Here is a 23,546-nt window from a genome sequence, read left to right on the forward strand (position 1 = left end):
TACCTCCCTTAACAGCTATTTTATTCCGGCACTCTTTACAACTCTGCGCCTCCCATCAGCATTATGCACATTTATCATGCTGATATTTTGCATTTTTATAGACATATTATACCAATCCATAATGTTCCCGTCAATTAAAATAAGAAATTACAAGTACACAAAAAGAGGACTTGTCCGATTGCGCTTTCGAACTTGTCCTCTTTTGTGGATTCTTATTTTATATAGAATTAATATCCTGTATCATACCCATCTCCGGAGTCCTCATCTGCATAATCACTTCCGTCTCCGGAACTGTCATCATAAGATCCATCGTCTGAGCTGTTATCTCCGGAACTGTCATCTGATGAACTTCCATCCCCGGAAGAGTCATCGCCTCCTGAGCTGTCATCTCCGGAAGAACTGTCGGAACTCTCATCACTTCCATCACTGACATCACTGCTGTCCGAAGATCCTGTATCACTTACATCAGAACTATCTGTTGAGCCGTCATCTGAGGTAGTACCATCTGATACCGCTGTACCATCACTGCTTCCGTCAGAAGAACCACTGTTATATCCTGCAACGATACCCTTCTGAAGTGAACTGTCCCAGAAATCAGAATAGTTTGCATTCTGTAAAGTAACTCCCTTGGCTGCTGCAAGCTCACTGACAGTCATCAGCTTATAACCCTTCTGCACAAGTTCCGGAATCATCTTGATCGCAGCCTGTACGGATGGCTCATGAATATCATGCATCAGAATGATCGAACCGTCAGTAAGATCTCCGTTCATAATCTCATTATAGTCTTTGTCAACATCCTTATAACTCCAGTCAAGAGAATCCAGCGACCATGTAAAGAATGGTTTCTGTACAGTAGCAATGATATCATCACTCCAGTTTCCATATGGTGCTCTGGCAACACTTGCCTTCTGTCCACATGCCTTCTCCAGAGCTGCATCTGTATCTGAAAACTCTTTGGCAACTGCATCCATATCAAGATCATACAGATTCAGATGATCCCAGGAATGAGATCCGATCTCACATCCAATGTCTACCATTCGCTGAACTTCGCTCTGCCAGTTCTCAACATTCTGTCCGAGCATAAAGAATGTCGCATGTGCATTATTCTGTTCCAGGCAGTCCAGAAGCTGGTCTGTATACTCTCCCGGGCCATCATCAAACGTAAATGCAATTCTTGTCTTATGCTGACTCGGATCATACGTTCCGTCATCACTGAAATAATAGTCATCAAAACCAACACTTACCCAGCCGGTCTGTGTATAACCATTGTCTCCAAAATAATATGTAGAACCATCTATTTCCTGCAGGCCGCCTGCATAATATGTACCATCCGAGTTCTGATACCATTTTCCGTTCTCATCCTCATGCCAGCCAGCAGTCAGCTGTGAAGCCTTTGTCAGATCACTCGCACCCTTCAGCGGTTTACGGATTGCTGCATTTGTGTCTTTTTCTATCTGTGTCTCAGTTCCTGAATCTCCCGTATTGGTATTCGCATTCGTATCTGTTTCTGCCTGTACCTGTGCCGGTTTATCTGTATTTTTCCCTCCGACCCGATTAATGACCGGAAGAATGATTCCTCGTATCACAAAGACAAATACGAGAATTATTGCAACAATATACGCGCCTTTTTTCATCATCTGACGACGTCTTATCTGCTGTTGCTTTTTGCGCATTCGTTCACGCAATACCCTTTTATCCATCTACTCCACCTGCTGTATTTTTCTATAACTTTTTTGTCTATTTATTATCATAACGCATTTAATTCTGAAATACAATCACAATTCCTGAACTAAATCAAGTTATTCTGTGAATGATGATTCAATACTTCAGCAGGTATATCAGATAACTCTTTTTAATTCAAAATTCTCTGTTACCAGAAGAAGATCTGCCTCTTTACCTGTATGAACAGACCCTGTTCTGTCATAAATCCCAATACTTCTTGCCGGATTTCTCGTGGCTGCAAAAATCGCCTGGTCTACAGGCACACCAAATTCTATTGCCTTGCACATACAGCCAAACAGATTTGTCGCAGATCCTGCCAGTGTTCCGTCTTTCAGCACTGCCTTGCGGTCCTTCACAGTTACTTCCTGTCCGCCGAGCTCATATGTACCGTTTTTCATCCCTGTTGCACGCATGGAGTCACTGATCAGAATCACTCTTTCCGGTCCGAACATTTTGAATGTTGTTCTGATCACGGATGGATGGATATGGTAACCATCACAGATAAGTTCCACCATACATTCCGGATCATCTGCTGCAGCTCCGATCAGTCCGGGTTCTCTGTGTGCCAGTGGCTGCATCGCATTATAAAGGTGCGTCACATGATGCGCCCCCAGCGCCATTGCTTCTGATGCACATTCGTAATCTGCAGCTGTATGTCCCAGAGATATCTGTACTTCACTCTGCATTTTCCTGATAAATTCCATCGCACCGCTGACATTCGGTGCCAACGTTACCAGTTTAATCCTTCCACCGGATACTTCATTCAATTCCCTTACAAAATCTGCATCCGGTTCCGTGATCCATTCTTCGACATGTGCGCCCTTCTTAACAGGATCCAGAAACGGTCCTTCCATATTGATACCTGCAACCGTTGCTCCATCGCCGGACTTTTCTGCTTCCCTGATCCCTTTAAAAATCTTCTTAAGCTGTTCCTTCGGAAGTGTCATGGAAGTCGGACAATATGATGTTATTCCACTTTGTCTCTCATATCTTAAGATTTTTTTCAGACCTTCCGGATCACCGTCAGAAAAATCTTCCCCATATGCTCCATGGCTGTGGATATCCACAAGACCGGGAATCACCATAAGACCCTCGGCATCTATAACTTCCTCTTCAGAGGTTGCTTCAAATGCCTCTGTCAGTCTGTGATTTCTGATATAAAGTGTTTCCTTGCGAAAACTTCCATCTTCCTGAAAAACATTTCCATTTTTTATGATCATCCTTCATTTGCCACATCATCTTCCGATGCAGTTTCCTCACTTTCTTCTGCAGTGTCACTGCTATCTTCCTCTGACGCATTATCTTCTATAGTGTCTTCTGCAGCATCAACTCCTGTGTCTTCACTTTCCGGATCTGCATCTTCATTTGCCACATCAGCTTCTGTTGCAGAAGTTTCATTTACTGTCGCATTATCCACTATAAAACGTTCCACACGCATCAGTGCCAGTGATTCATTTACTTCCTGTTCACCATAATATGCAACCAGCTGATCAAAACTCTCATAGCCATATTCTGATAACAGCTCGTCCTTTAATGTCTGTATATCGTCATCATCAAGGCTGAGTCCTTCTGCATCCATGATTCCCTGAACAATAAGGTTCTGTTCCACTTTGGATTCTGCATACTGCTGGCAGTCTTCCTCATAATCTTCTTCAGACATTCCCTGTGCCTTAAGGAAATCAGACATTTCCATACCTGCTTCTTTGACATAATTTTCATTGAGTTTTTTGTATGCTTCAACCGCCTTATCCACATCTTCTTCCGGATATTCTTTTACTTCAGAATTTGCGAGTACTTCGCTCCAGGCATTACTGTAAAGATCATAATCTGCCGATTTTGTCTCATTTTCTTCGAGTTCTTTTTTGACGGCTGCACGATACTCGTCAACTGTCTTGTATTCTGTATTGGCAGCTACCCACTCATCATTCAGTTCGGAAGGCCGCGTGAACTTCTGCAGCGTAACTTTAAACACAACCGGTTTACCGGCAACAGATTCTTCATAGTAATCATCCGGGAAAGTCAGGTCCAGTTCTTTTGTCTCTCCCTTTTTCATGCCAATGATTCCATCCTCGAATCCATCGATCATTCCGCCCTCGCCAATCACAAGATCATAATCTTCTGCAGAACCCCCATCAAATTCTTTTCCGTCTATCGTTCCGGTAAAATTAATCGTTACCGAATCGCCCTCTTCTACTGTTCCGTCATTTACCTCTGTTCCGTTTTCTTCAAGATTATAATCGATCTCTGCCTGTACATCATCATCCGTTACAGTAACCGATGATCTGTCCAGTGTCAGTCCCTTATATTCTCCAATCGTAACATATTTTGAAACATCAGAAACAGACACCAGTCTGACTGCCGAAGCAGATGTTTTTTTATCTGAGGATGCAGAATCTTTTTTATCCCCTGTATCCTGTGTTGTCTCGGTTTTAGTTTCTTTTGTATCAGATCCGCCACATGCTGTAGCAGATAAAGCCATGCACATTACCAACATCGCTGCAACTGTTTTTTTCTTCATAATAAAACTCCTTTCAAATCTGCATATCACATTTCTGGTACCGGTGTCGGTCTGGAAGAATCCCATACCTCAGATACATCAAAAAGATCGCTCAGCATATCCGGGTTATAATACATTCTGTAACCATCCAGATTTCTTCTTCCCTGTCGGAAATACTGATCTGTGATCTGTACAAAGTACTGACTGGAATCTACATTACAGAAGTAGTCATAACCCGCACTCTTATAATACTGAAATTTCGGATTATCAGAAGAGTAACCTTCCCAGTCACCAATATCTGCACCAAACGCAAAGATGATCATATCTGTATCTCCAAGGATCGGGGCTACATTTGCTTTCCATTTCTCATCGTCTGTCTTAAGATCCTCAGCAGAACGCTCTGTTGCATTCATATGTCCCCAGGTATGGCTTGCGAATTCCCATCCCTCTGCCTTCATGGCATCTGCCACTTTGGTCGCATCTTTTACATCCTGGTCATAATCGAAATCAGGATGATCTTCCAGGAATTTCTTCTGGTCATCCTGAAGGTTTTCGCCGGTCTTATATGCACTGTCTGTTCTGTATCCCAGTACTCCGTTATAACCGGTCATCGCAAGGATTCCCTTACGTCCATGATAGGAAAAATCCGGATGTTCTTTGATAAAAGAATCCAGAAGCGGTACCAGATCATAATCTCCGACTAAAACATTTCCGTCAGCATCAACATATTCGTTCTTTACCTCTCCATTCTCGTCAAGTACAAGTTTGGATGCACAGCCATCGCCGTCCATATAATGGTAATAGCTGACATCATCCTGCGAAAGGACAAACGGAATCTTACCCTCCGGAACCATGATCTTGCCCCTGCTCATCGTACCGTCTTTATTTACCGTTGCCATATCATGTGGACTTACCAGTACATAGCCCTTGTCATACATGATCTGAATGATCTTATTAAACTCACTGACTGTTGTCATGACCTGATTATAATTTCCGGATTTTGAATCTCCATCAAATGCTCTGGATGTGTCCTCGATCAATGTATGAAAAAATACATGTGTGATTTTTTCAAGAGGATATTCAACCAGTGATTTTTTCGCAATCTGACATTTTGCAGCAAGATCCATGTAATCTTTATTTTTTGTAAAATCATCCTGCTTTTTCAGCAATTTGATTGCCTCATCATAATTATACTGCTGATACATGATCGTTGCCTGATCAAGCACAGAATCAGAAGTTTCTGTGTCTGCAGATTCTTTTGAATCCTCTGCATTTGCATAAACGTTCTGTATCATTTTAGATCTTATGCCGTCTGTAACCGGCAGATAACCACTTCCCCCTGTCAGTGCTGCTGCAGTAAGTACTGCTGTAAGTATTAATGCTCTTTTTTTCATTCTTTATCCCCTTTTATCAGTTATGCCATTGGCGGCACCGGTGTCGGTCTTACCGGATCAAAAACACTCTTTACATCAAAAAGATCCTCCAGAAGCTCCGGGTGGTAATACATACGGTATCCGTCCAAATTTCTTCTCCCCTGACGGAAATACCGCTCTCTTATCTGTACATAATATTTACTTGAATCTACATTGCAAAAATAATTGTATCCTGCACCTTTTAAATATTCGAATTTATCGCCGTGATAATCCTCCGGTCCACAGAGATCTGTACCAAACGCAAATATAATGATATCTGTACCTCCGATCAGCGGATCTACATTATCTTTGAATTTCTGGGTATCGGTCTGAAGTGTTTCCAGTCCTATCTGCCCTACATTCTGATGCCCCCAGGTGTGACTTGCAAAAAGCCATCCCTCTGCTTTCATGGCATCTGCGACTTTCTTGGCGCCCTCTCTTTCTTTCGCCAGACTGAAATCAGGATGTGCATCCAACCATTCAACCTTATTGGCATCCAGATCATCCGGACGTGTCTCATAGCTCTGGTCTGTACGATATCCTAAAATACCATTATAACCGGTAAGTGCCACAATTCCTTTTGCTCCTCTGTATGAAAAATCCGGATGTTCTTCTACAAAACGGTCGATCAGTGGAACCATATCATAATCTCCGACAGAAACGCTTCCATCATCCTCTATATATTCGTTCCGGATTTTTCCATTCTCATCAACAACCAGCTTCGATGCATATCCATCACCATCCATATAATGATAATAACAGACATCGTCCTGTGAAAGAACAAACGGAATCTTCCCTTCCGGGAGAAGGATCTCTCCTTCTGTTATATTGCCATCAGCATCTGCCTTAGCCATATCATAGATACTGACCATGACATAGCCTTTCTCATACATAGTCTCTGTAATCTTGTTGAATTCATCGATCGTTGTCATAACTTGATTGTAATCAGCTTCTTTATAGTCTCCATCAAATGCTTTAGATGGATCTTTGATCAGTGTATGATAAAAAACATGTGTAACTTCTTCCAGTGGCCAGGACTTACAGGAAGCTTTTATTTCTTCATATTGTTTTACCGCATCCTGCATTTCTGTATTCTTTTTATAGCCACTGTATTTCTGAAGCAGGCTGATTGCCTTGTCATAATCATATTGTACTGCGAGAAGCTTCGCATCTGCCAGAATTTCCTCCGGGGTTCTCTCATCCACTTCCAGATCTGAACGACTCTGTTTCACCGTATCTGTCAAAGTCGGCTCCGATGAGTCCTTTTCTGCTGATTTTTTTGATGAAACCTGACTTTGCCTGCTTTCTCTGGTCACAAAACTGACAATTCCGGTGACTGCACTCACTGCTACCACTACGGTAACAACGGCCATGCTTCCCAATACGATCAGTTTTTTTCTTCGTTCCTGCTTTTTTATGCGATGTTTTCTTGCCTGACGTCTCTCGCGAAGTGCCTTTTCCTGCTCCTCTGACAAACGTTCCATTTCTTTTATTTCATCTGAATACAGTTTATTCTGACTGGTATTTTTATTCCTGTCGTTTTTCTTCTCCATACTAACTCTCCAGACTCTTTGTTCTGTAATTCTTAGTGTACCCACAAATAAATTTATCTTTCAGGTTTTTCTAAAAACCGTAAATTTATTATACCTGTTTCTCTGTACCTTTGCTATAACTTTTCCTGTTCTTTATGGAATTTTATGAATTTGTTTGCCTTTTGTAATAAATGATGTTAGAATATAATTCGCATGACATAAGTTTGTAAATTACATATTGAGGAGGGTATCTATGAGTACACTTACCATCGTCCTTCTTGTGATCCTGGTCGTTCTGATCGCTGCTCTGATAGCTCTTTATTTCTTTGGAAAAAAGGCTCAGAAGAAACAAGAAGAACAGCAGGCCCAGATTGAAGCTGCTAAGCAAACCGTTTCTATGCTGATTATTGATAAGAAGCGACTTCCGTTAAAAGAATCCGGTCTTCCTCAGATGGTGATCGACCAGGCACCGAAGCTGATGCGCCGTTCCAAACTGCCAATCGTTAAAGCAAAAGTCGGACCAAAGATCTCCGTTCTGATCGCAGATGAAAAAGTTTTTGATCAGATTCCGGTCAAAAAAGAAGTCAAGGCCGAAGTCAGCGGTTTATATATCGTTGGCGTTAAAGGAATCCGTGGTTCCCTGGAAACACCGGCTCCTAAGAAAAAAGGCTTTTTCAAAAGATTACTCAACAAATAAGGACACATGCAAAATGCCTGAGAGAATCATCTCCCAGGCATTTCTTTTTTCTCTTTAGTTCTATCAATACTTATTACAATATAAGATTCTCCGAATCTCTGGACTGTGCCTGAACCGTAAGATAGCAGTCAGCCACATGTTCCTCATTCATATCCAGTGCATAATCAACTTTCAGATGAATATTATCCTCTTCTTCCTGCAATTCCAAACCGGTTGCTGCAATCCCCATCTGAAGTGTTCCAAACGGTGTAGAATAAAATGTCATATTTTTCTTACCCTGTTCGAAAACCATATGTACATTTACCTGCCCCTGCTTGCGGACTTCCACTCCCTGCGCCGACATCTTGATATAGTTGACCGTCGGTTCTGCCGTATCGTCCATCATTTCTTCATAACGAAGATAATGGCTTCCATTTCGATAATAATACTGTCCCGGGACAACGATCTCGATTGGTTCCTGTTCCTCTTCCGGATCCATCATTTGAAGTCCGCGTACATGTATAAGTACATCTTTTTTCATATATCTCTCCTGATTCTGATAATTATCAATATTTTTCAATATCAATTTTCTTAGTCATTTCCACATCATACGGAAGAATCGAATTGGCAAATTCCTTAAACTCATCTGCAAGATCACTTACATAAAATCGATAAGGAAATTCCTCTTCCTGCTGTCCGGTACTGAGCATATTTGTTTTCTGCAGAAGATTCTTCAGTTCCAAAGCCGTCTCATACGCCGGATTTACCAGTCTTACTTTTTCTCCCATAACTTCCCGGATCGTAGATCGGATCAGCGGATAATGCGTACAGCCGAGAATCAGTGTATCCACATCTTTATCTTTCAGTTCCTGCAGATATCGGTTTGCAACTTCTACGGTCACCGGATCATGCAGCCAGCCTTCCTCTACCAGAGGTACAAACAGTGGGCAGGCCTTACCGATCACCGTAATTTCCGGATCCAGTTTCTTCAGATAAGCTTCGTGAATTCCACTGCCAACTGTGCCGACCGTACCGATCACACCAACTCTTTTATTGACCGTCTCTTCTGCAGCAACCTTTGCTCCTGCTCCAATCACACCAAGAACCGGTATATCCTGTTCATGCTGTACCGCATCAAGCGCAAATGCACTTGCTGTGTTACAGGCGATCACAATTGCTTTCGCCTGCTGTTCTTTCAGAAAATGAATGATCTGTCTGGAGTAGCGAATAACCGTATCTCTGGATTTACTGCCGTATGGAACTCTGGCTGTATCACCAAAATAAACAATCTTTTCCGAAGGAAGATTACGCATGATCTCACGTGCCACTGTCAGGCCACCTACTCCGGAATCAAACACACCGATCGGTGCATCTCTATCTATCTTCATATGTAATTCTCCAGTTCTGTTTTATATGTTCGAAAAAGTAAAATGAACTTTTCCGAACATATCGATATCTTACCACCTCTCAATAGCTTTCGCAAGCCAGAAGGATATCTTTGGCCTCTGTTCTGATGGAAATTTTTCGACATCGCAGCCATACTGATCCCATTCTGAAAAACAGAACTCCGGATAAATACTGCCCCACCATGCCAGAACATTTTTCTGCGATCCCCTCCATTCTATTCCACACAGCAGACTGATGACTATCATTCCTGTTATCATAGAGAGCAGGATTCTGTTTTCTTTTTTGTATATCTGTTTCATCCCGGAACCTCCTGTTTCTTTTTGTTATTTGCTTTGCAAAATAATATTCTTTCAGAAGTATTCCCCAAAATCGCCATATTATTCCAGCCAGACCTGGATCTGATCTTCGGAAAGTGTAATTTTCGGAAGTTTCTTTAAAGTTCCATTCTGATACCACTGATAATAGACCTGCCGCAGAGTCACACCATTTTTCTGTTCTCTGTCCATTCGGTTTTCCATAAGACCTGTAATATATTCTCCGACCGATGTTCCACCTTCCTTCCAGCCCAGCAGTTTTTCCGGTTCCTGCGTCTGAAATACATATATATTTTCTCCTGCCAGCGGTTCTTCTCTGAGATATTCAAAAAAATCTTTCCACATATCGGTTTCAGCCAGGTCCTGACTCAGTATCAGTGTCTGCAAATGTCCGATATCCAGATATTTTTCCTGGGATCTTTCATAACGACTTTTTATTTCCTCAAAACTTTTCCCACGGACCTGGAGTGTCTGATTGCCATCCTCTTCCTCTTTTCCCTGACCGGTCGCTCTGGGAAGATCCGGCATTGCATAGGTCAGAATGTATTCTCCCTCAGACACATCAACTCCCATAGCCAGCGGATACATTCTCTTTTCCGGTTCTATTCCGGCACAACCGGTACAGCTCAGAATAAATACCATTAAAACAGCCACTGCAGAAGCTGTTTTTTTTCTTCTCTTTTTCTGTCCCCGGAAAAGCAGACAGATCTGGATCAGCACCAGTCCCGGAACAAAAAATGTTCCCAGATACATTTTGTAGAAATCTGCGATCCCGCTGTCATTTATTCTGACAAAAGAAAACGCATAGATTACTATGGGAAGCCAGTATTTTCCGCTTCTCAGATGCACCGTATCCAGTATACGGATTCCATAATGGAAACAGCTTCCCAGTGCAAAAAAAAGCCCGTACAATAAAAAACCAATCCAGAGTACATCAAACCTGGCAAGTACATTTCCCGGCAGGTCTGCTCCTGCCATCAGCGGAAGGACCGGATAAAGTTCTTTCTGTATCCGTCCCCACCCCAATACAGAAGGCAGGATAAAAAGAATAAGCAGTAAAATTCCGCTGACTGTTAGAATGGCCGATGTTACAGTTTTGCCGGAATTTCCTCTTTTTTCAACATTCTGCAACACAAACGGAAGAAGGCTGATTCCCGAAAAAGCACACACCACATCATACGTGCTGTAAACGATCTCCTTTCCCCACAATCGACTTTCCCGCAGCATTTCTTTCAAATATTCTGCATTCCCCTGCCCGATACACAACAGCAGCATAAGTATGATCACAAATAAAAAAATTCCTCCCGAGACACCGGCCATCCGCCCTCTGCGCTGCATCCCATGATCTGCACCATATGCACAGACTACAACCGCCCAGAAAATCAGCCATCCGGTTGCAATCCCTGATACTGCCCACACCGGTACGATCTGCTCAATGAGTGAAAGAATATAAACTCCTGTCATGATCAGATATATTAAGAAAAAGATTCCCAACAGGCTGCCTTTCAGCTTTCCCATTATTTTTACAGGATCTGCATAACAATAAGAAGTTCTTATCAGAAAAAAAACATACAGCAAAAGGATCAGAACTGCCGCCATGATGCCCACTGCTCCAGACAGTCCCTGTTCTCCGTTATATCCCGGAATACAGATCAGAAGTGGTGCAAGAAAAGAAAGTATGATCTGATGATACAACTGTCTGTGTGATATACGATTGTTTTCTGCATACTTCATGATTCACGCTCCTTCCTGTCTGTAATCTTTCGCAGACGGATCCTCTGTTCCTTTCTTGCATAGACCGGCCTGTATTTTCTGGCTTTGAAAGGTATTCGAAAAATACCATTACCTGTCTGTCTAACGGATTGTTCTTCCACAAAAGGCACCAGATACGGTATTCCAAAGCTCAACAGTCCTGACAGATGTGATACTGTAAGATAGATACCAAGGACAACTCCATATATTCCAAGATAGCCTCCCAGAATCAAAAATCCATATTTCAGCAGACGAAAAGCAGCTGCAAATTCTTCATCCGGTATGACCATGGATCCAAGTGCCGTAAGTGCTACGATCATAACAACAATAGGGCTTACCAGATTGGCGCTGACTGCCGCATCTCCTATGATCAGGCCGCCTACTATTCCGATGGCATTTCCAAGTGCACCGGGTACCCGGACTCCGGCTTCCCGTATCAGTTCAAAAGCGAGTTCCAGTAAAACCAGTTCTGTCACACTTGAAAAAGGTACTCCCTCCCTTGCATCTGCAAAAGACAGCAAAAGATTCGTTGGCAATATCTGTGTATGAAACCGGATCACTGCCAGATACAATCCCGGAAGCAATGTTGCTGTCAGCAATGCCAGATAACGCAGTATTCGAAGAAATGTTGCCATCTCAAAATGATGATACCAGTCTTCACTGCTCTCCATAAAACTGCTGAATGCACCTGGCAGGATCAGGGCAGACGGAGAATTATCACACAGAAGTGCGATTTTTCCATTGAGAAGTTCCAGTGCCGTCCGATCCGGGCGTTCCGTCACCTGATACTGCGGAAAAGGCGAATACCAGGGTTTCTCAGTCAGCTGTTCCAGCATTCCACTGTCCAGAATTCCATCTATTTTGTATTCTTCCAGCCTGTTTTTGACCTCTTCCAGAAGTTCTTCATGTACCAGATCTTCGATATACAGTATCTGAATCATTGTATTGGAACGGACTCCACTCTGATATTCTTCTACTTTCATTCGGGTATCACGGATTCTTTTGCGTACAAGCGCAGAATTTGTCTTTACTGAATCCGAGAAACCTTCCCTGGAGCCACGCAATACCTTTTCTGATTCTGCCTCAGAGACTCCCATATCCGGATACCCTTTGCTGGAGATTTTCATTGCCTTATTGTAACCATCTATAAAAAACACTGCATTTCCAGACAGGATTGCTCCAAAAACTTCATCCATATTTTCCAGTTTCTGCACATCTGCAATGCCCAGACTGTTATTTTTGAGAAATTCCTGTATTTTTTCCGGCGGTATTTTCCAGAAATGATTGATCATTTTTCCAATCGCTGAATCATCTAGCATCATATTCGATACCGTAACTTCAATATAAACCATAAGGCAGTCCACTTTACGATCTTCTCCCAGACGCATCGGACGTACCAGAATATCTGCACAATTTTCGCATTGCTTTCGGATATATATCTCATTATCCCTCAGATTTGACGAAATCCTGATCTGCTCTGTTTCTTTTACTGATCCTTCTACTGGTCCTTCTACTGCTTCTCTCATCATTTCCTCCTGAAGACAGATACCTGCTATAATAAAATTGAGAATAAAAAAAGAGATACACTTTATGCATCTCTTTTAGAATAACCAGATTATAAGATTTTATGTGTGCAGACACTGCTGACCGTTTTATTTATGAACCTGTCGGTTCTGTGTCTCTTCACGGATAGACCGTATGATCGCCTCCCGCTGATTCTCAATATGCTGATAGGAAATCTCCTGCGCCTGTTTTACATCACGATTACGGATTGCTTCGTAAATTTCTTCATGTTCTTTGACGAGAAGATTTCTTGTCTCTTCATCCTTCAGATACTCCACACGGTAACGATAAATCTGTTCCCGAAGATTATTCAATACCTGATTCAGTCTTCTGTTATCAGAAGATTTATAAATCACTTCGTGAAATGCCACATCGGCCTCTGCAAGCTTGACCAGATTACCCTCTGCCATAGTTGCTTCGAAGTCTTTGGCCGCTTTCCACAATTCCGCCAGCTGTTCCTCTGTCATACGTGCACATGCATTTTCAATAGAAAGATTTTCCAGAGCAATTCGAACTTCCAGAACATCATTCAGATCTTTCTCTGTGATATTGGCAACCTGTGCACCTCTTCGGGGAATCATCACAACCAGACCTTCCAGTTCCAGTTTTCGCATAGCTTCCCTTACCGGAGTCCTGCTGACACCAAGACGTTCTGCAAGTGCAATTTCCATCAGTCGTTCTCCTGGCTTCAGTTCACCTTTTAAAATTGCTTTACGGAGTGTATTAAATACAACATCGCGTAATGGCAGATATTCATTCATGTCTACAGAAAAATCATTTATCATAAGTACTTCCCCTTTCTTACTTTTTATTGTATATCTGTGTTGCAAATACAGTTTTCGCCAGATGACTGTTGCGAAGCGCTTCCGTAGCTTCCCGAAGTTTACTGCGGTCATCAAATATTCCAAAGACGGTCGGTCCGCTTCCGCTCATCATTGCCTTAAGCGCACCGTTCGCTTCCATAAGATCTTTAATCTCCTGAATAACCGGATACTGACTGATGATTCCCGGTTCAAAAACATTTTGCATTTTCGCAGTAAGACTGTGAAGATCCTGATTCCCAATGTCACTGATCATTCCATCAATATCCGGGTGTGACTGAATCTGATCCAGATGAAGATTTTCATAGGCAAGTTTTGTGGAAACATTGATTCCCGGTTTACCAACCAACACATAGCATTTCGGCAGTCCCGGAAGTCTGGTCAGCTTCTCTCCAATTCCTTCTGCAAGTGCAGTTCCACGCATAACACAATACGGAACATCCGCACCAACCTGTACTGCCCTCTTCATCAGTTCCTCTTCACTTAATCCAAGACGAAACAGACGATTCACTCCTACAAATGCTGCTGCTGCATCCGAGCTTCCTCCAGCCATACCAGCTGCCACCGGAATAAATTTCGTCAGCTTCATAGAAAGGCCTTCTTTGATATCAAATTCATCCATAAGAAGTTTTGCTGCTTTATATACCAGATTTCTTTCATCTGACGGGACATATGGAAGATTGGTAGATAAGGAGATCCCCGGTTCTTCCTTCTTCCGGATATCCAGAAGATCATACATCTGGATCGTCTGCATGATCATTCGAACCTCATGATATCCATCCTCTCTTTTGCGAAGAACATCCAGTCCCAGATTAATCTTGGCCATTGCACGTAAACGCATAAATTCACCTTCCATCCTTTGTACTTTTCGTTCCTTTGTACTTTGTATACAAACATGATCTGGCTATATTTTAGCCGATTTTCATACTAAATTCAATATTATTCTTCGACTTTTTTCACCAGAAGAAGTGGTGTTCCGGAAGATACCTCATCCCCGTCCAGATTATTCATCTGTATGATCTCATCCACCGTTGTATAAAATTTTTTCGCAATATTCCACAATGTATCACCTGGTTTCATGATATACACTGTAATTCCCGGCATATTCCGGATTTTTTCCTGATCCAGTGGAATTTCTTCAATTTTTTCAAGAATCATCTCCTCACTGCACTGGATCACAAGCACATTCAGTCCTATCGTTGCCCGGATCTCAATATCATTGCTGTCTACCATTGTCGTTGAAAGCTGTTCCAGTTCCGTATGCAGATAATATACACTGTTTTCTGTAATGCCTTTGGCTTCAACTACGTGACTGAACGGCAGCATTGCTTCCATGGAATAAAACGGCATTTCATCATTTTCTACAATATACAGCACTTTTAGTCGTACAATTCCTTCTGCCAGAATTCCATCTTTAACGATTTGGATTTTGTCTATTTTTATTTTGCCCTGGCTGTGACAGATCTGAAGGATCTTCCCCTGTGTCTCTTTGACTTCTATCCTGTCTGCGATCCTGCATCGGGAGAAATTACGGACAAGAAGACTTTCCAGTATCTCTTTCCGACCTTTTGGCATACACTGACGAAACGGTGTATACACATCCATGATGACCTCATGATCTTCTTCCTGATAAAGCTTCATATCCAGTTCCAGTACAACATCTGCCTGAAGCTTTCTTTCTTCTCCATCCGCATCCGGTTTTACCTCCAGGGTCTGATTGATCACAGCAGCTTCCAGATTTGGGATCATTTCCGAAATACAGCCTGAGCACTCCACCTCTCCATTAAATGGTATGGAATGTTCTATCCACTGGAGCGTTCCACTTTCATCATCACCTGTATATAATGCAAAAATAAAAAGTTCTCCTTTGGCCTTTACACTGTTTTCTTCAGGTCTGAGATCCAGCCCACGAACTTCTGTTGTATACCAGAGCAGCTCTGCTATATTAGGTTTGTTCGATACAAGTGTTATTTCCTCTTTCAGGCGCATAGTATCCTTTTTATGTATTACAAGACTCAGTACACGCATTGTTTTTTTCTGCACAGATACTGTCTCATCATCAAGAGATACCGGAAGCCGTACTCCTGTCAGCTCATCTACAGAAGCAAAAAAAGTAACCACTGCTTTAATATTCATTTTTCTGGAATGGATGATATGAATGCTCAGATCCTCAATTTCCCATTTCAGGCACATTTTATCCCCGTTGACTATTCCATCCAGATTCAGTGTCTCTTCCATTGGAAGATTTGCAGAAAGACTGTAGATCCTGCCATCCTCCTCACCGACATAAAGAAGATCTGCCTGCAGTTTTCCTTTCAGAAATGCATGCCCTTCATTCAGGCGCACTTCTTCTACTGTCATCTCCCCCTTATTCTGAATCATACGTCCAATGTCCGGTTTTACATCCGGTACATTGTAATCCACATCAAATGTTACCTGGCTGGATGCCTTGCTCTTTGTCCTTAATATCTGAATATCTTCTTTTTTTAATTCCACAATTCCATCCTCCCGTCTCACTGAAACTGCACCGGACCATCCCGGTATTCTGTCTTTATCACAATATACGGATATGACGGTTCCCCGCCCTGAATCTTTTCCGTCGGACCGATCAGTTTTGTTTCAAAAAAAACTGCATTTGAAGATGCAGAAAGTTCTTTTACCTGAATGCTGTATCCTCCACTCATCTGTCGGCCATACCCTTTTGCCAGAAACAGCTCCGTTCCCTTCTGATAGGCAATCTGAAATTCTGTTTCTTTCTTTTCTCTGATCAGCTCCTGCATTTCTTCCGGAATCTGGGAATCCTCGATCACGGTATATGCAAGTGGTGTTTTATTTTCTTCCTCGATCCGTATCATCTGACATCCGCCCAACATAAGAAAAAGCACTGCCAGACACAGCAGAGAAGCTGCTTTTTTCATAAATTCTCTCATTTCCCGGTATTAGATTTCTTCAGTATGTATTCTATGCAGAGTATAAAACATTTATTGCAAGTATTTGCAAAATCACTTATACTTGTACCAGAGTCTTGCTATGCGGGACATCTTTTTGACAGAAAGAGGAATTCATTATGATTCGTTTAGTTATTGTTGCCATCACGGTCATTGGATTTCTGATTTTATCTATTCCAATCCTTTTTGTGGAATGGATCATCGGAAAATTTTCACCGCGAACAAAAGAGATCAGCTCTCTTCGTATTATCCAGGCAGTTTTTAAATTTATTCTGTGGGAAGCCGGAACCAAGGTCACGATAATCGGTGAAGAAAATGTCCCAAAAGACACACCAGTCCTTTATATTGGTAATCACAGAAGCTACTTTGACATTGTACTTTCCTACAGTCGCTGCCCGATCCGTACCGGTTATATTGCAAAGAAAGAAATGGAACGATATCCGCTTCTTTCCAACTGGATGCGCTATCTGCATTGCCTGTTTCTGGATCGTAAGGATATCAAACAGGGACTGAAAACCATCCTTACCGCTATTGAAAAGATCAAATCCGGCATCTCCATCTGCATCTTCCCGGAAGGAACCCGGAACAAAAACAAGGATGAACTGGAACTCCTTCCGTTCCATGAGGGAAGTTTCAAAATTGCCAGCAAATCCGGGTGTGCGATCATCCCGATGGCGATGAACAATACCGCAGAAATTTTTGAGGCACATATGCCAAAGATCAAATCCACACATGTTGTTCTGGAATACGGTAAACCGATCTATGTAAAAGAACTTTCCAAAGAGGATCAGAGGCATCTCGGAACTTATACTCAAAATATCATTTACGAAATGCTTGAAAAGAATAAATCACTGGTATAAAAAAGGTATCATAAATACAGAAATATAGGAAATGATCTTCAAAGAATCTCTCCTTTGTCTGTATTTATGATACCTTATGTTTTTTATGTATGTATTTTAATAATTTTCAAAGGATAATCAACTGTTGTCGTTTATCTTTCATATTATCCAATATGTACTGCTCCGATCGCGCGGATGTCCATCGGATATACATTTTCTTTTCCAACAAATCTGGAAATATATTCTACGTAATTATCCTGTTCTTTTTCCGGCACGATTGCTGCGATAACACCTGCAAAACCGCCTCCATGAACACGGCATACACCTGCCCCGATCTTCTTGAGGAAGAGCTGAGTCAATGCAAGTGTTCTGGTAATCTTCTGCTCATGAAAATCTTTCATTGTGTAGCAGTTCTGAAGAAGTTCCCATGAAGATTTTCCTGACTCATCGATCAATTCAAGGAACTTGTCGTAATCATTGTGATGAATCGCATCTGCTGCATCTTCTACGCGTGATGTTTCTCCAAAGAAATGAAGTGCACGAAGGACGGCTCTGTCATCTTCAATTTCATTGCAGTGTTCAAGAAGTGCATCTACATTTGTTTCATGAAGAAGTTCCACACCAAGTACTTTTGCAACCGCTTTCATCTCACCAGGGATCTCAGAATATTCCTGACTGAGATCTGCATGACCTTTTCCTGTGTTTACAATAACAAGTCTGTATCCAAATTTTCCGAAGGAAAAATCCAGTTTGCTATATTTCAGGTTATCTCTGTCTGCAAAATCAAACAGTACCGGACCACCAACTGCACATGCCATCTGATCCATCATTCCGGATGCCTTGTCCCAGTATACATTTTCTGCGTACTGACCTACTTTGGCATAATCATTAAAGGACATTTTGCTCTCATTGAAAAAGTAATCAATGATCGTACAGATCAGCATTTCAAAAGAAGCAGAAGAGCTGACACCTGCTGCCGCAATAACATTGGTGCTGACATAAGCATCAAATCCACCTGTTTCAAAACCATTCTTCTGCGCACCTTCCATCATTCCTGCTACAAGTGCTGCTGTGCCTTTTTTGTAATTACTCTTGCTGAGCTTTGTAAGGTCAACTACGATTTCATCCCTGTATCCTTCACTTGTGATACGGATCACCTGTGTTCCATTCGGATAAGCTGCCCCTATCGTATCCAGATTAATGCTTCCTGCAATTACTTTACCACCGTTATGATCTGTATGATTACCAATGATCTCTGTTCTTCCAGGTGCTGTAAAGTATTCTGCCTTATCCTGTCCATAGATTTTTGAAAAATTATCTGCAAGATTTTTGAAACGTGCTCCGCTGATTTCTGTTTCCCCGTAAATTTCCTGAAGTTTTGCTGTTTCCGGTAAATTCATGATTTCATTCTCCTTTATATTTTTTACGATCTAAATACATCCTGTAATTTTATTATAACGTATCTATAGTAAAATTCCTTAATTAATCTGCGAAAAAATGGTAAAATCTTGCGTTTTATATAAAAATATGCCTATAATAAAAGAACACTATCTGTAATTTTATGCGTTTGACGCTACTTAACGGAGGCCAGAGTCCATGCAGATCATCACAAATCAGTTTCAAAAAGAATTAAAAAAACACGGCAGCGATCATTTTCCGTTTCTCGTCAGTTACCAGCGTTTATCAGAGTATGATTCCAATTCCTTCCTGTGGCACTGTCATCCGGAGATTGAAATCACCTATATAAAAAAAGGCTCGATGCATTACCGTGTGAATAATCGTTCCTTCCATCTGAAGGAAGGAGACATTATTTTCTGCAATTCCAATGCACTACATTCCGGTGAAATGGAGGATCAGGAAGACTGTTCTTATATTCCGATCACCTTTGATTCCAAGCTGATCTACGGCTTCTTTCAGAGTACGATTTGTACCAAATATGTAGATCCTGTCATACAGAATCTTGCCGTATGTGCCATGCATATCGATTATTCTGAAAACTGGCATACGATTTTTCGCGACCATATGCTGAAAGTCATCTCCCTGGACAAAGAAAAGCCTGATTTCTATGAGCTGGATATTTCCATACATATGCAGACTATGTGGAAACTGCTGGCAGAGCATTTTCCGCTTCAGGCTGTATCTCCCGCATCTGATCTCACAGAGTATGAACGTATCCGTAAAATCCTCTCGTATATAGAGCAGAATTATATGAACCGGATCACTCTTACAGATATTTCCGAAAATATACATCTGTGTGAAAGCGAATGCACCCGCCTGTTCAAGCGACATATGAATACTACACTCTTCGCTTTTCTTAAAGAATACCGAATCGAGCGAAGCCTGGAATACCTGAATACAAAAGAATCCATCAGCAACATTGCTGAAAAGACCGGATTTTCAGATTCCAACTATTACACAAAAGTATTCAGTAAGATCAAGGGTTGCAGCCCGAGAGAATACCGAAAAAATCTCTTGAAGCAATAAAGATGTCATTTTTTGTCGAATCTTGTCAAGCATTTTATATTTTTATATACTGAGATAAAAACGTAAAGGGATGAATATCTATGAATTACAATAATGCAAAACAGCAATTCGAGAAATACCTGGATAGCTATGACAGTAACAACGATAAAGTCCGTCTCAAAATCATACATACCTACGGTGTCGTACATGCCATGGAAGAAATCTGCCATCGCATGCAATTATCAGAAGAAGACACTGAACTTGCACGTATCATCGCCCTTCTCCATGACATTGGCCGTTTTGAACAGTTAAAACGCTTTGACAGCTTCGAACCAACCACTATGGATCACGCTGCCTACGGTGTAAAGGTTTTATTTGAGGAAGGAATGATCCGCCAGTTCGTTCCAGAAGACACCTGGGATGATATCATCAAAACCTCCATTGCACACCACAGCGATTTCTGTCTTGAAGGAATTACCGATCCACGTACACTTCTTCATGCACGCCTGATCCGCGATGCTGACAAGCTGGACAACTGTCGCGTCAAATTGAAAGACGACCTTCAGATATTTATGGGAGCCTCTGCCGAAGAAATCGGCGCACAGGAAATCACCCCTGTCGTATACGACACCATCTTTAAAAATCAGTGCATCTACTCCCCTGACCGGGTTACCAAAATGGACTACTGGGTATCCTACGTTGCCTACTTCAGCGATATCTATTTCCGCGCAAGCCTCGATATCATCGAAGAACACCACTACCTGAACCGAATCATTAACCGCATCCCATACACCAATCCCGACACCCGGCAGAAAATGGAAACCATTCGCACCCATCTGGCCGCATTTATCCACACTAATTCCGGATGCACCTGGTAAAAATCCACATTCACCCCCCACCATCCGACCTTATGTAAAAAAGGGAATCAGAATTTTCAATTTTACTGAAAATCCAGATTCCCTTTATTTATTCCATCTATCTGTCCCCACACAGGATACACTTCCCCATACCACAATCCAGGAGCCAAGCATATCTTATACTTTCCTTCTGTCTTATGTTATCTGGAAATTTTTTGCCTTTCTGCCCAGGGGTGTGCAGAGGGGACTGGCAAAGTCCCCTTTGCAGAGTTTTTACTTTACGAAAACTTTGTCCAGATGCCAGATATCATCCACATATTCCTGGATAGTTCTGTCAGATGTGAACTTACCAGCGCATGCTGTGTTCAGCATAGCCATACGAGCCCAGCCTTTTTCATCTTTGTAGGCTTCTTCCACTTTCTTCTGTGCTGCTGCATAAGAACGGAAGTCAGCAAGGATAAAGTACTGGTCTGCTCTTTCTCCACCGTTCTGGTTAAGAAGAGAATTGTACAGGTCACGGAACAGTTCTGTATCAGAAGAGAATGTTCCATTGACAAGCTCTGTCAGTACCTGACGAATCTCATCATCTGTATTGTAGATGACTCTCGGATCATATCCGCCATTGTTTTCATAGTTGATTACTTCGTCTGCGCTCAGACCGAAGATAAATGCATTTTCTTTGCCAACTTCATCAACGATCTCAACGTTAGCACCATCCATAGTTCCCAGAGTCGGTGCACCGTTCAGCATGAACTTCATGTTACCTGTACCGGAAGCCTCTTTACTTGCAGTAGAGATCTGCTCAGAAACATCTGCTGCTGCAAAGATCATCTCAGCGTTGGATACACGATAGTTCTCGATGAATACAACTTTCAGCTTGCCTTCGATAGATGCATCATTGTTTACAACATCTGCTACAGAGTTGATCAGTTTAATGATTTTCTTAGCACGTGCATAACCTGCAGATGCTTTTGCACCGAAGATGAATGTTCTTGGATAAAAATCCATTTCCGGATGTTTCTTAATCTGGTCATACAGATAGATTACATGCAGGATGTTCAGAAGCTGACGTTTGTACTCATGAAGTCTCTTAACCTGTACATCGAAGATAGAACGTGGATTTACCTCTACTCCGTTGTGCTCCAGGATATATTTTGCCAGACGAACTTTGTTCTGGTATTTGATGTTCATGAATTCCTGCTGTGCTTTTTCATCATCAACATAAACTTTCAGTTTGCTGATCTGAGACAGATCTGTGATCCATTCCGGTCCGATATGATCTGTTACCCAGTCTGCAAGAAGCTGGTTTCCGTGAAGCAGGAAACGTCTCTGTGTGATACCGTTTGTCTTGTTGTTGAATTTCTCCGGCATCATTTCATAGAAATCTTTCAGTTCCTGTTTCTTAAGGATTTCTGTATGAAGTTTTGCAACACCGTTTACAGAGTAACCTGCAACGATTGCAAGATGAGCCATTTTTACCTGTCCATCATAGAGGATTGCCATCTTCTTGATCTTGTCATAATTTCCAGGATATTTAGCCTGAATGTCAAGAATGAAACGACGGTTGATCTCTTCGATGATCTGGTATACACGTGGAAGCAGTCTGGAGAACAGCTCAACCGGCCATTTCTCAAGAGCCTCTGCCATGATTGTATGGTTTGTGTAAGCAACACATTTAGTTGTTACAGACCATGCATCATCCCATCCAAGTCCTTCTTCGTCCATAAGGATACGCATAAGTTCTGCTACTGCTACTGTCGGATGAGTATCGTTCATCTGGAAAGTAACTTTTTCGTGCAGTTTCATGATATCTTTGTGGTTCTTTTTGTATTTATCAATAGCAGCCTGAAGACTTGCAGATACAAAGAAATACTGCTGTTTCAGACGCAGCTCTTTACCAGCCATATGGTTGTCGTTCGGATAAAGAACTTCTACGATATTGCGGGCAAGGTTTTCCTGCTCAACTGCTTTTTTATAATCACCTTTATCGAAAGAGTCAAGCTCGAAGTCTACGATTGGCTCTGCATCCCAGATTCTTAAGGTGTTTACGATCTTGTTATTATATCCTACAATCGGCATATCAAACGGAACCGCTTTTACTGCCTGATATCCCTTGTGTACGAATTTGTTGGATCCTGTTGCCGGATCATATTCTACATCAACATATCCACCGAAATGAACTTCTTTTGCATATTCCGGACGACGAAGTTCAAATGGATATCCATCTTTCAGCCAGTTATCCGGTACTTCTACCTGATATCCGTCTTTGATCTGCTGTTTGAACATACCATAACGATAACGGATACCACATCCATACGCACTGTAATTCAGAGTCGCAAGAGAATCTAGAAAGCATGCTGCAAGACGTCCCAGGCCACCATTACCAAGTGCCGGGTCCGGTTCCTGATCCTCGATCACGTTAAGATCCAGACCAAGTTCATCCAGAGCTTCTTTTACCTCTTTGTATGCTGTCAGGTTGATCAGGTTATTTCCAAGAGCACGTCCCATAAGGAACTCCATGGACATATAGTAAACTGTCTTAGGATCCTGCTCTTTATATGCATTCTGTGTTTCCAGCCAGTTATCAATGATAACATCTTTTACAGTGTAGCATACAGCCTGGAAAATCTGTTCCTGTGTAGCTTCTTCGAGTTTTTTACGATAAAGAAATTTAACGTTTTCCTTTACGCTCTCTTTGAAAGCTTCTTTTTTAAACTGCTTGTCAATCATTGCGTTTCCTCCT

General features: G+C 41.9%; 20 protein-coding genes. 4 read left to right on the forward strand and 16 right to left on the reverse strand.

What is annotated here, in order from left to right; translation table 11 throughout:
* Nucleotides 1-227: 227 nt before the first annotated feature.
* From NQ503_RS16185 to NQ503_RS16205, 5 genes are all read right to left on the reverse strand, one after another.
* Nucleotides 228-1,700: a polysaccharide deacetylase family protein gene (locus tag NQ503_RS16185; RefSeq protein ID WP_005426256.1), complete on the reverse strand. Its 1,473-nt coding sequence runs from the start codon at nt 1,698-1,700 to the stop codon at nt 228-230.
* Between the two features lie 138 nt (nt 1,701-1,838).
* Entirely contained in the window at nt 1,839-2,942 is a 1,104-nt protein-coding gene (nagA, locus tag NQ503_RS16190) for an N-acetylglucosamine-6-phosphate deacetylase (RefSeq protein ID WP_005426255.1), read from the reverse strand.
* On the reverse strand, nt 2,939-4,240 hold the full coding sequence (tig, locus tag NQ503_RS16195) for a trigger factor (protein ID WP_022388236.1): 1,302 nt from the start codon (nt 4,238-4,240) through the stop codon (nt 2,939-2,941). Before tig ends, nagA begins: the two co-directional genes overlap by 4 nt.
* Nucleotides 4,241-4,266: 26 nt before the next feature.
* Nucleotides 4,267-5,613, reverse strand: a complete 1,347-nt coding sequence (locus NQ503_RS16200; protein WP_005426249.1) for a polysaccharide deacetylase family protein — start codon at nt 5,611-5,613, stop codon at nt 4,267-4,269.
* Between the two features lie 20 nt (nt 5,614-5,633).
* Nucleotides 5,634-7,184 carry a polysaccharide deacetylase family protein gene (locus tag NQ503_RS16205; RefSeq protein ID WP_005426248.1) on the reverse strand — a complete coding sequence of 517 codons (1,551 nt, stop codon included), beginning with the start codon at nt 7,182-7,184 and terminating at the stop codon, nt 5,634-5,636.
* A gap of 232 nt (nt 7,185-7,416) precedes the next feature.
* Between NQ503_RS16205 and NQ503_RS16210 the strand changes: the two genes are divergently transcribed.
* Nucleotides 7,417-7,860: a hypothetical protein gene (locus NQ503_RS16210; protein WP_005426246.1), complete on the forward strand. Its 444-nt coding sequence runs from the start codon at nt 7,417-7,419 to the stop codon at nt 7,858-7,860.
* A 73-nt stretch (nt 7,861-7,933) separates the two neighbouring features.
* Here NQ503_RS16210 and NQ503_RS16215 read toward each other — a convergent pair whose 3' ends face one another.
* The 9 genes from NQ503_RS16215 to NQ503_RS16255 all read right to left on the reverse strand — a co-directional run bounded on the left by NQ503_RS16215 (nt 7,934) and on the right by NQ503_RS16255 (nt 16,614).
* Nucleotides 7,934-8,380: a YwiB family protein gene (locus NQ503_RS16215; RefSeq protein WP_005426244.1), complete on the reverse strand. Its 447-nt coding sequence runs from the start codon at nt 8,378-8,380 to the stop codon at nt 7,934-7,936.
* A 25-nt stretch (nt 8,381-8,405) separates the two neighbouring features.
* Nucleotides 8,406-9,227, reverse strand: coding sequence for a glutamate racemase (gene murI / locus NQ503_RS16220; protein ID WP_005426242.1), 822 nt, complete (start codon nt 9,225-9,227; stop codon nt 8,406-8,408).
* Between the two features lie 69 nt (nt 9,228-9,296).
* Nucleotides 9,297-9,545: a hypothetical protein gene (locus NQ503_RS16225; RefSeq protein ID WP_005426240.1), complete on the reverse strand. Its 249-nt coding sequence runs from the start codon at nt 9,543-9,545 to the stop codon at nt 9,297-9,299.
* 78 nt (nt 9,546-9,623) lie between these two features.
* Nucleotides 9,624-11,294 carry a GerAB/ArcD/ProY family transporter gene (locus NQ503_RS16230; RefSeq protein ID WP_005426228.1) on the reverse strand — a complete coding sequence of 557 codons (1,671 nt, stop codon included), beginning with the start codon at nt 11,292-11,294 and terminating at the stop codon, nt 9,624-9,626.
* Nucleotides 11,291-12,838 (reverse strand): spore germination protein, encoded by a 1,548-nt coding sequence (locus NQ503_RS16235; RefSeq protein WP_044925877.1) that lies wholly within the window; start codon nt 12,836-12,838, stop codon nt 11,291-11,293. Before NQ503_RS16235 ends, NQ503_RS16230 begins: the two co-directional genes overlap by 4 nt.
* A 126-nt stretch (nt 12,839-12,964) precedes the next feature.
* Nucleotides 12,965-13,660 (reverse strand): GntR family transcriptional regulator, encoded by a 696-nt coding sequence (locus NQ503_RS16240; RefSeq protein WP_005426219.1) that lies wholly within the window; start codon nt 13,658-13,660, stop codon nt 12,965-12,967.
* Nucleotides 13,661-13,676: 16 nt separating this feature from the next.
* Nucleotides 13,677-14,537 carry a 4-(cytidine 5'-diphospho)-2-C-methyl-D-erythritol kinase gene (gene ispE, locus NQ503_RS16245; RefSeq protein ID WP_044925876.1) on the reverse strand — a complete coding sequence of 287 codons (861 nt, stop codon included), beginning with the start codon at nt 14,535-14,537 and terminating at the stop codon, nt 13,677-13,679.
* A 98-nt stretch (nt 14,538-14,635) separates the two neighbouring features.
* Entirely contained in the window at nt 14,636-16,192 is a 1,557-nt protein-coding gene (locus NQ503_RS16250) for a DUF3794 and LysM peptidoglycan-binding domain-containing protein (RefSeq protein ID WP_044925875.1), read from the reverse strand.
* 17 nt (nt 16,193-16,209) lie between these two features.
* Complete coding sequence (locus NQ503_RS16255; RefSeq protein ID WP_022388227.1) at nt 16,210-16,614, reverse strand: protease complex subunit PrcB family protein; 405 nt, start codon at nt 16,612-16,614, stop codon at nt 16,210-16,212.
* 149 nt (nt 16,615-16,763) lie between these two features.
* Here NQ503_RS16255 and NQ503_RS16260 point away from each other — a divergent pair, with 149 nt between their 5' ends.
* Nucleotides 16,764-17,504 (forward strand): lysophospholipid acyltransferase family protein, encoded by a 741-nt coding sequence (locus NQ503_RS16260; protein ID WP_005426212.1) that lies wholly within the window; start codon nt 16,764-16,766, stop codon nt 17,502-17,504.
* Nucleotides 17,505-17,647: 143 nt separating this feature from the next.
* On the opposite strand, the gene NQ503_RS16265 is transcribed toward NQ503_RS16260, so the two are convergent.
* The gene (locus tag NQ503_RS16265; protein ID WP_005426210.1) at nt 17,648-18,883 is read right to left on the reverse strand and encodes a galactokinase; all 1,236 of its coding nucleotides are present in this window, start codon (nt 18,881-18,883) and stop codon (nt 17,648-17,650) included.
* Nucleotides 18,884-19,079: 196 nt separating this feature from the next.
* Between NQ503_RS16265 and NQ503_RS16270 the strand changes: the two genes are divergently transcribed.
* Nucleotides 19,080-19,967: a helix-turn-helix transcriptional regulator gene (locus NQ503_RS16270; RefSeq protein WP_005426208.1), complete on the forward strand. Its 888-nt coding sequence runs from the start codon at nt 19,080-19,082 to the stop codon at nt 19,965-19,967.
* Between the two features lie 80 nt (nt 19,968-20,047).
* Nucleotides 20,048-20,824, forward strand: coding sequence for an HD domain-containing protein (locus NQ503_RS16275; RefSeq protein ID WP_005426205.1), 777 nt, complete (start codon nt 20,048-20,050; stop codon nt 20,822-20,824).
* Nucleotides 20,825-21,076: 252 nt separating this feature from the next.
* Here NQ503_RS16275 and NQ503_RS16280 read toward each other — a convergent pair whose 3' ends face one another.
* Complete coding sequence (locus tag NQ503_RS16280) at nt 21,077-23,533, reverse strand: glycogen/starch/alpha-glucan phosphorylase (protein WP_005426203.1); 2,457 nt, start codon at nt 23,531-23,533, stop codon at nt 21,077-21,079.
* Nucleotides 23,534-23,546: the final 13 nt, after the last annotated feature.

This window comes from Blautia obeum ATCC 29174 (assembly GCF_025147765.1).
GTDB classification, from domain to species: domain Bacteria; phylum Bacillota; class Clostridia; order Lachnospirales; family Lachnospiraceae; genus Blautia_A; species Blautia_A obeum.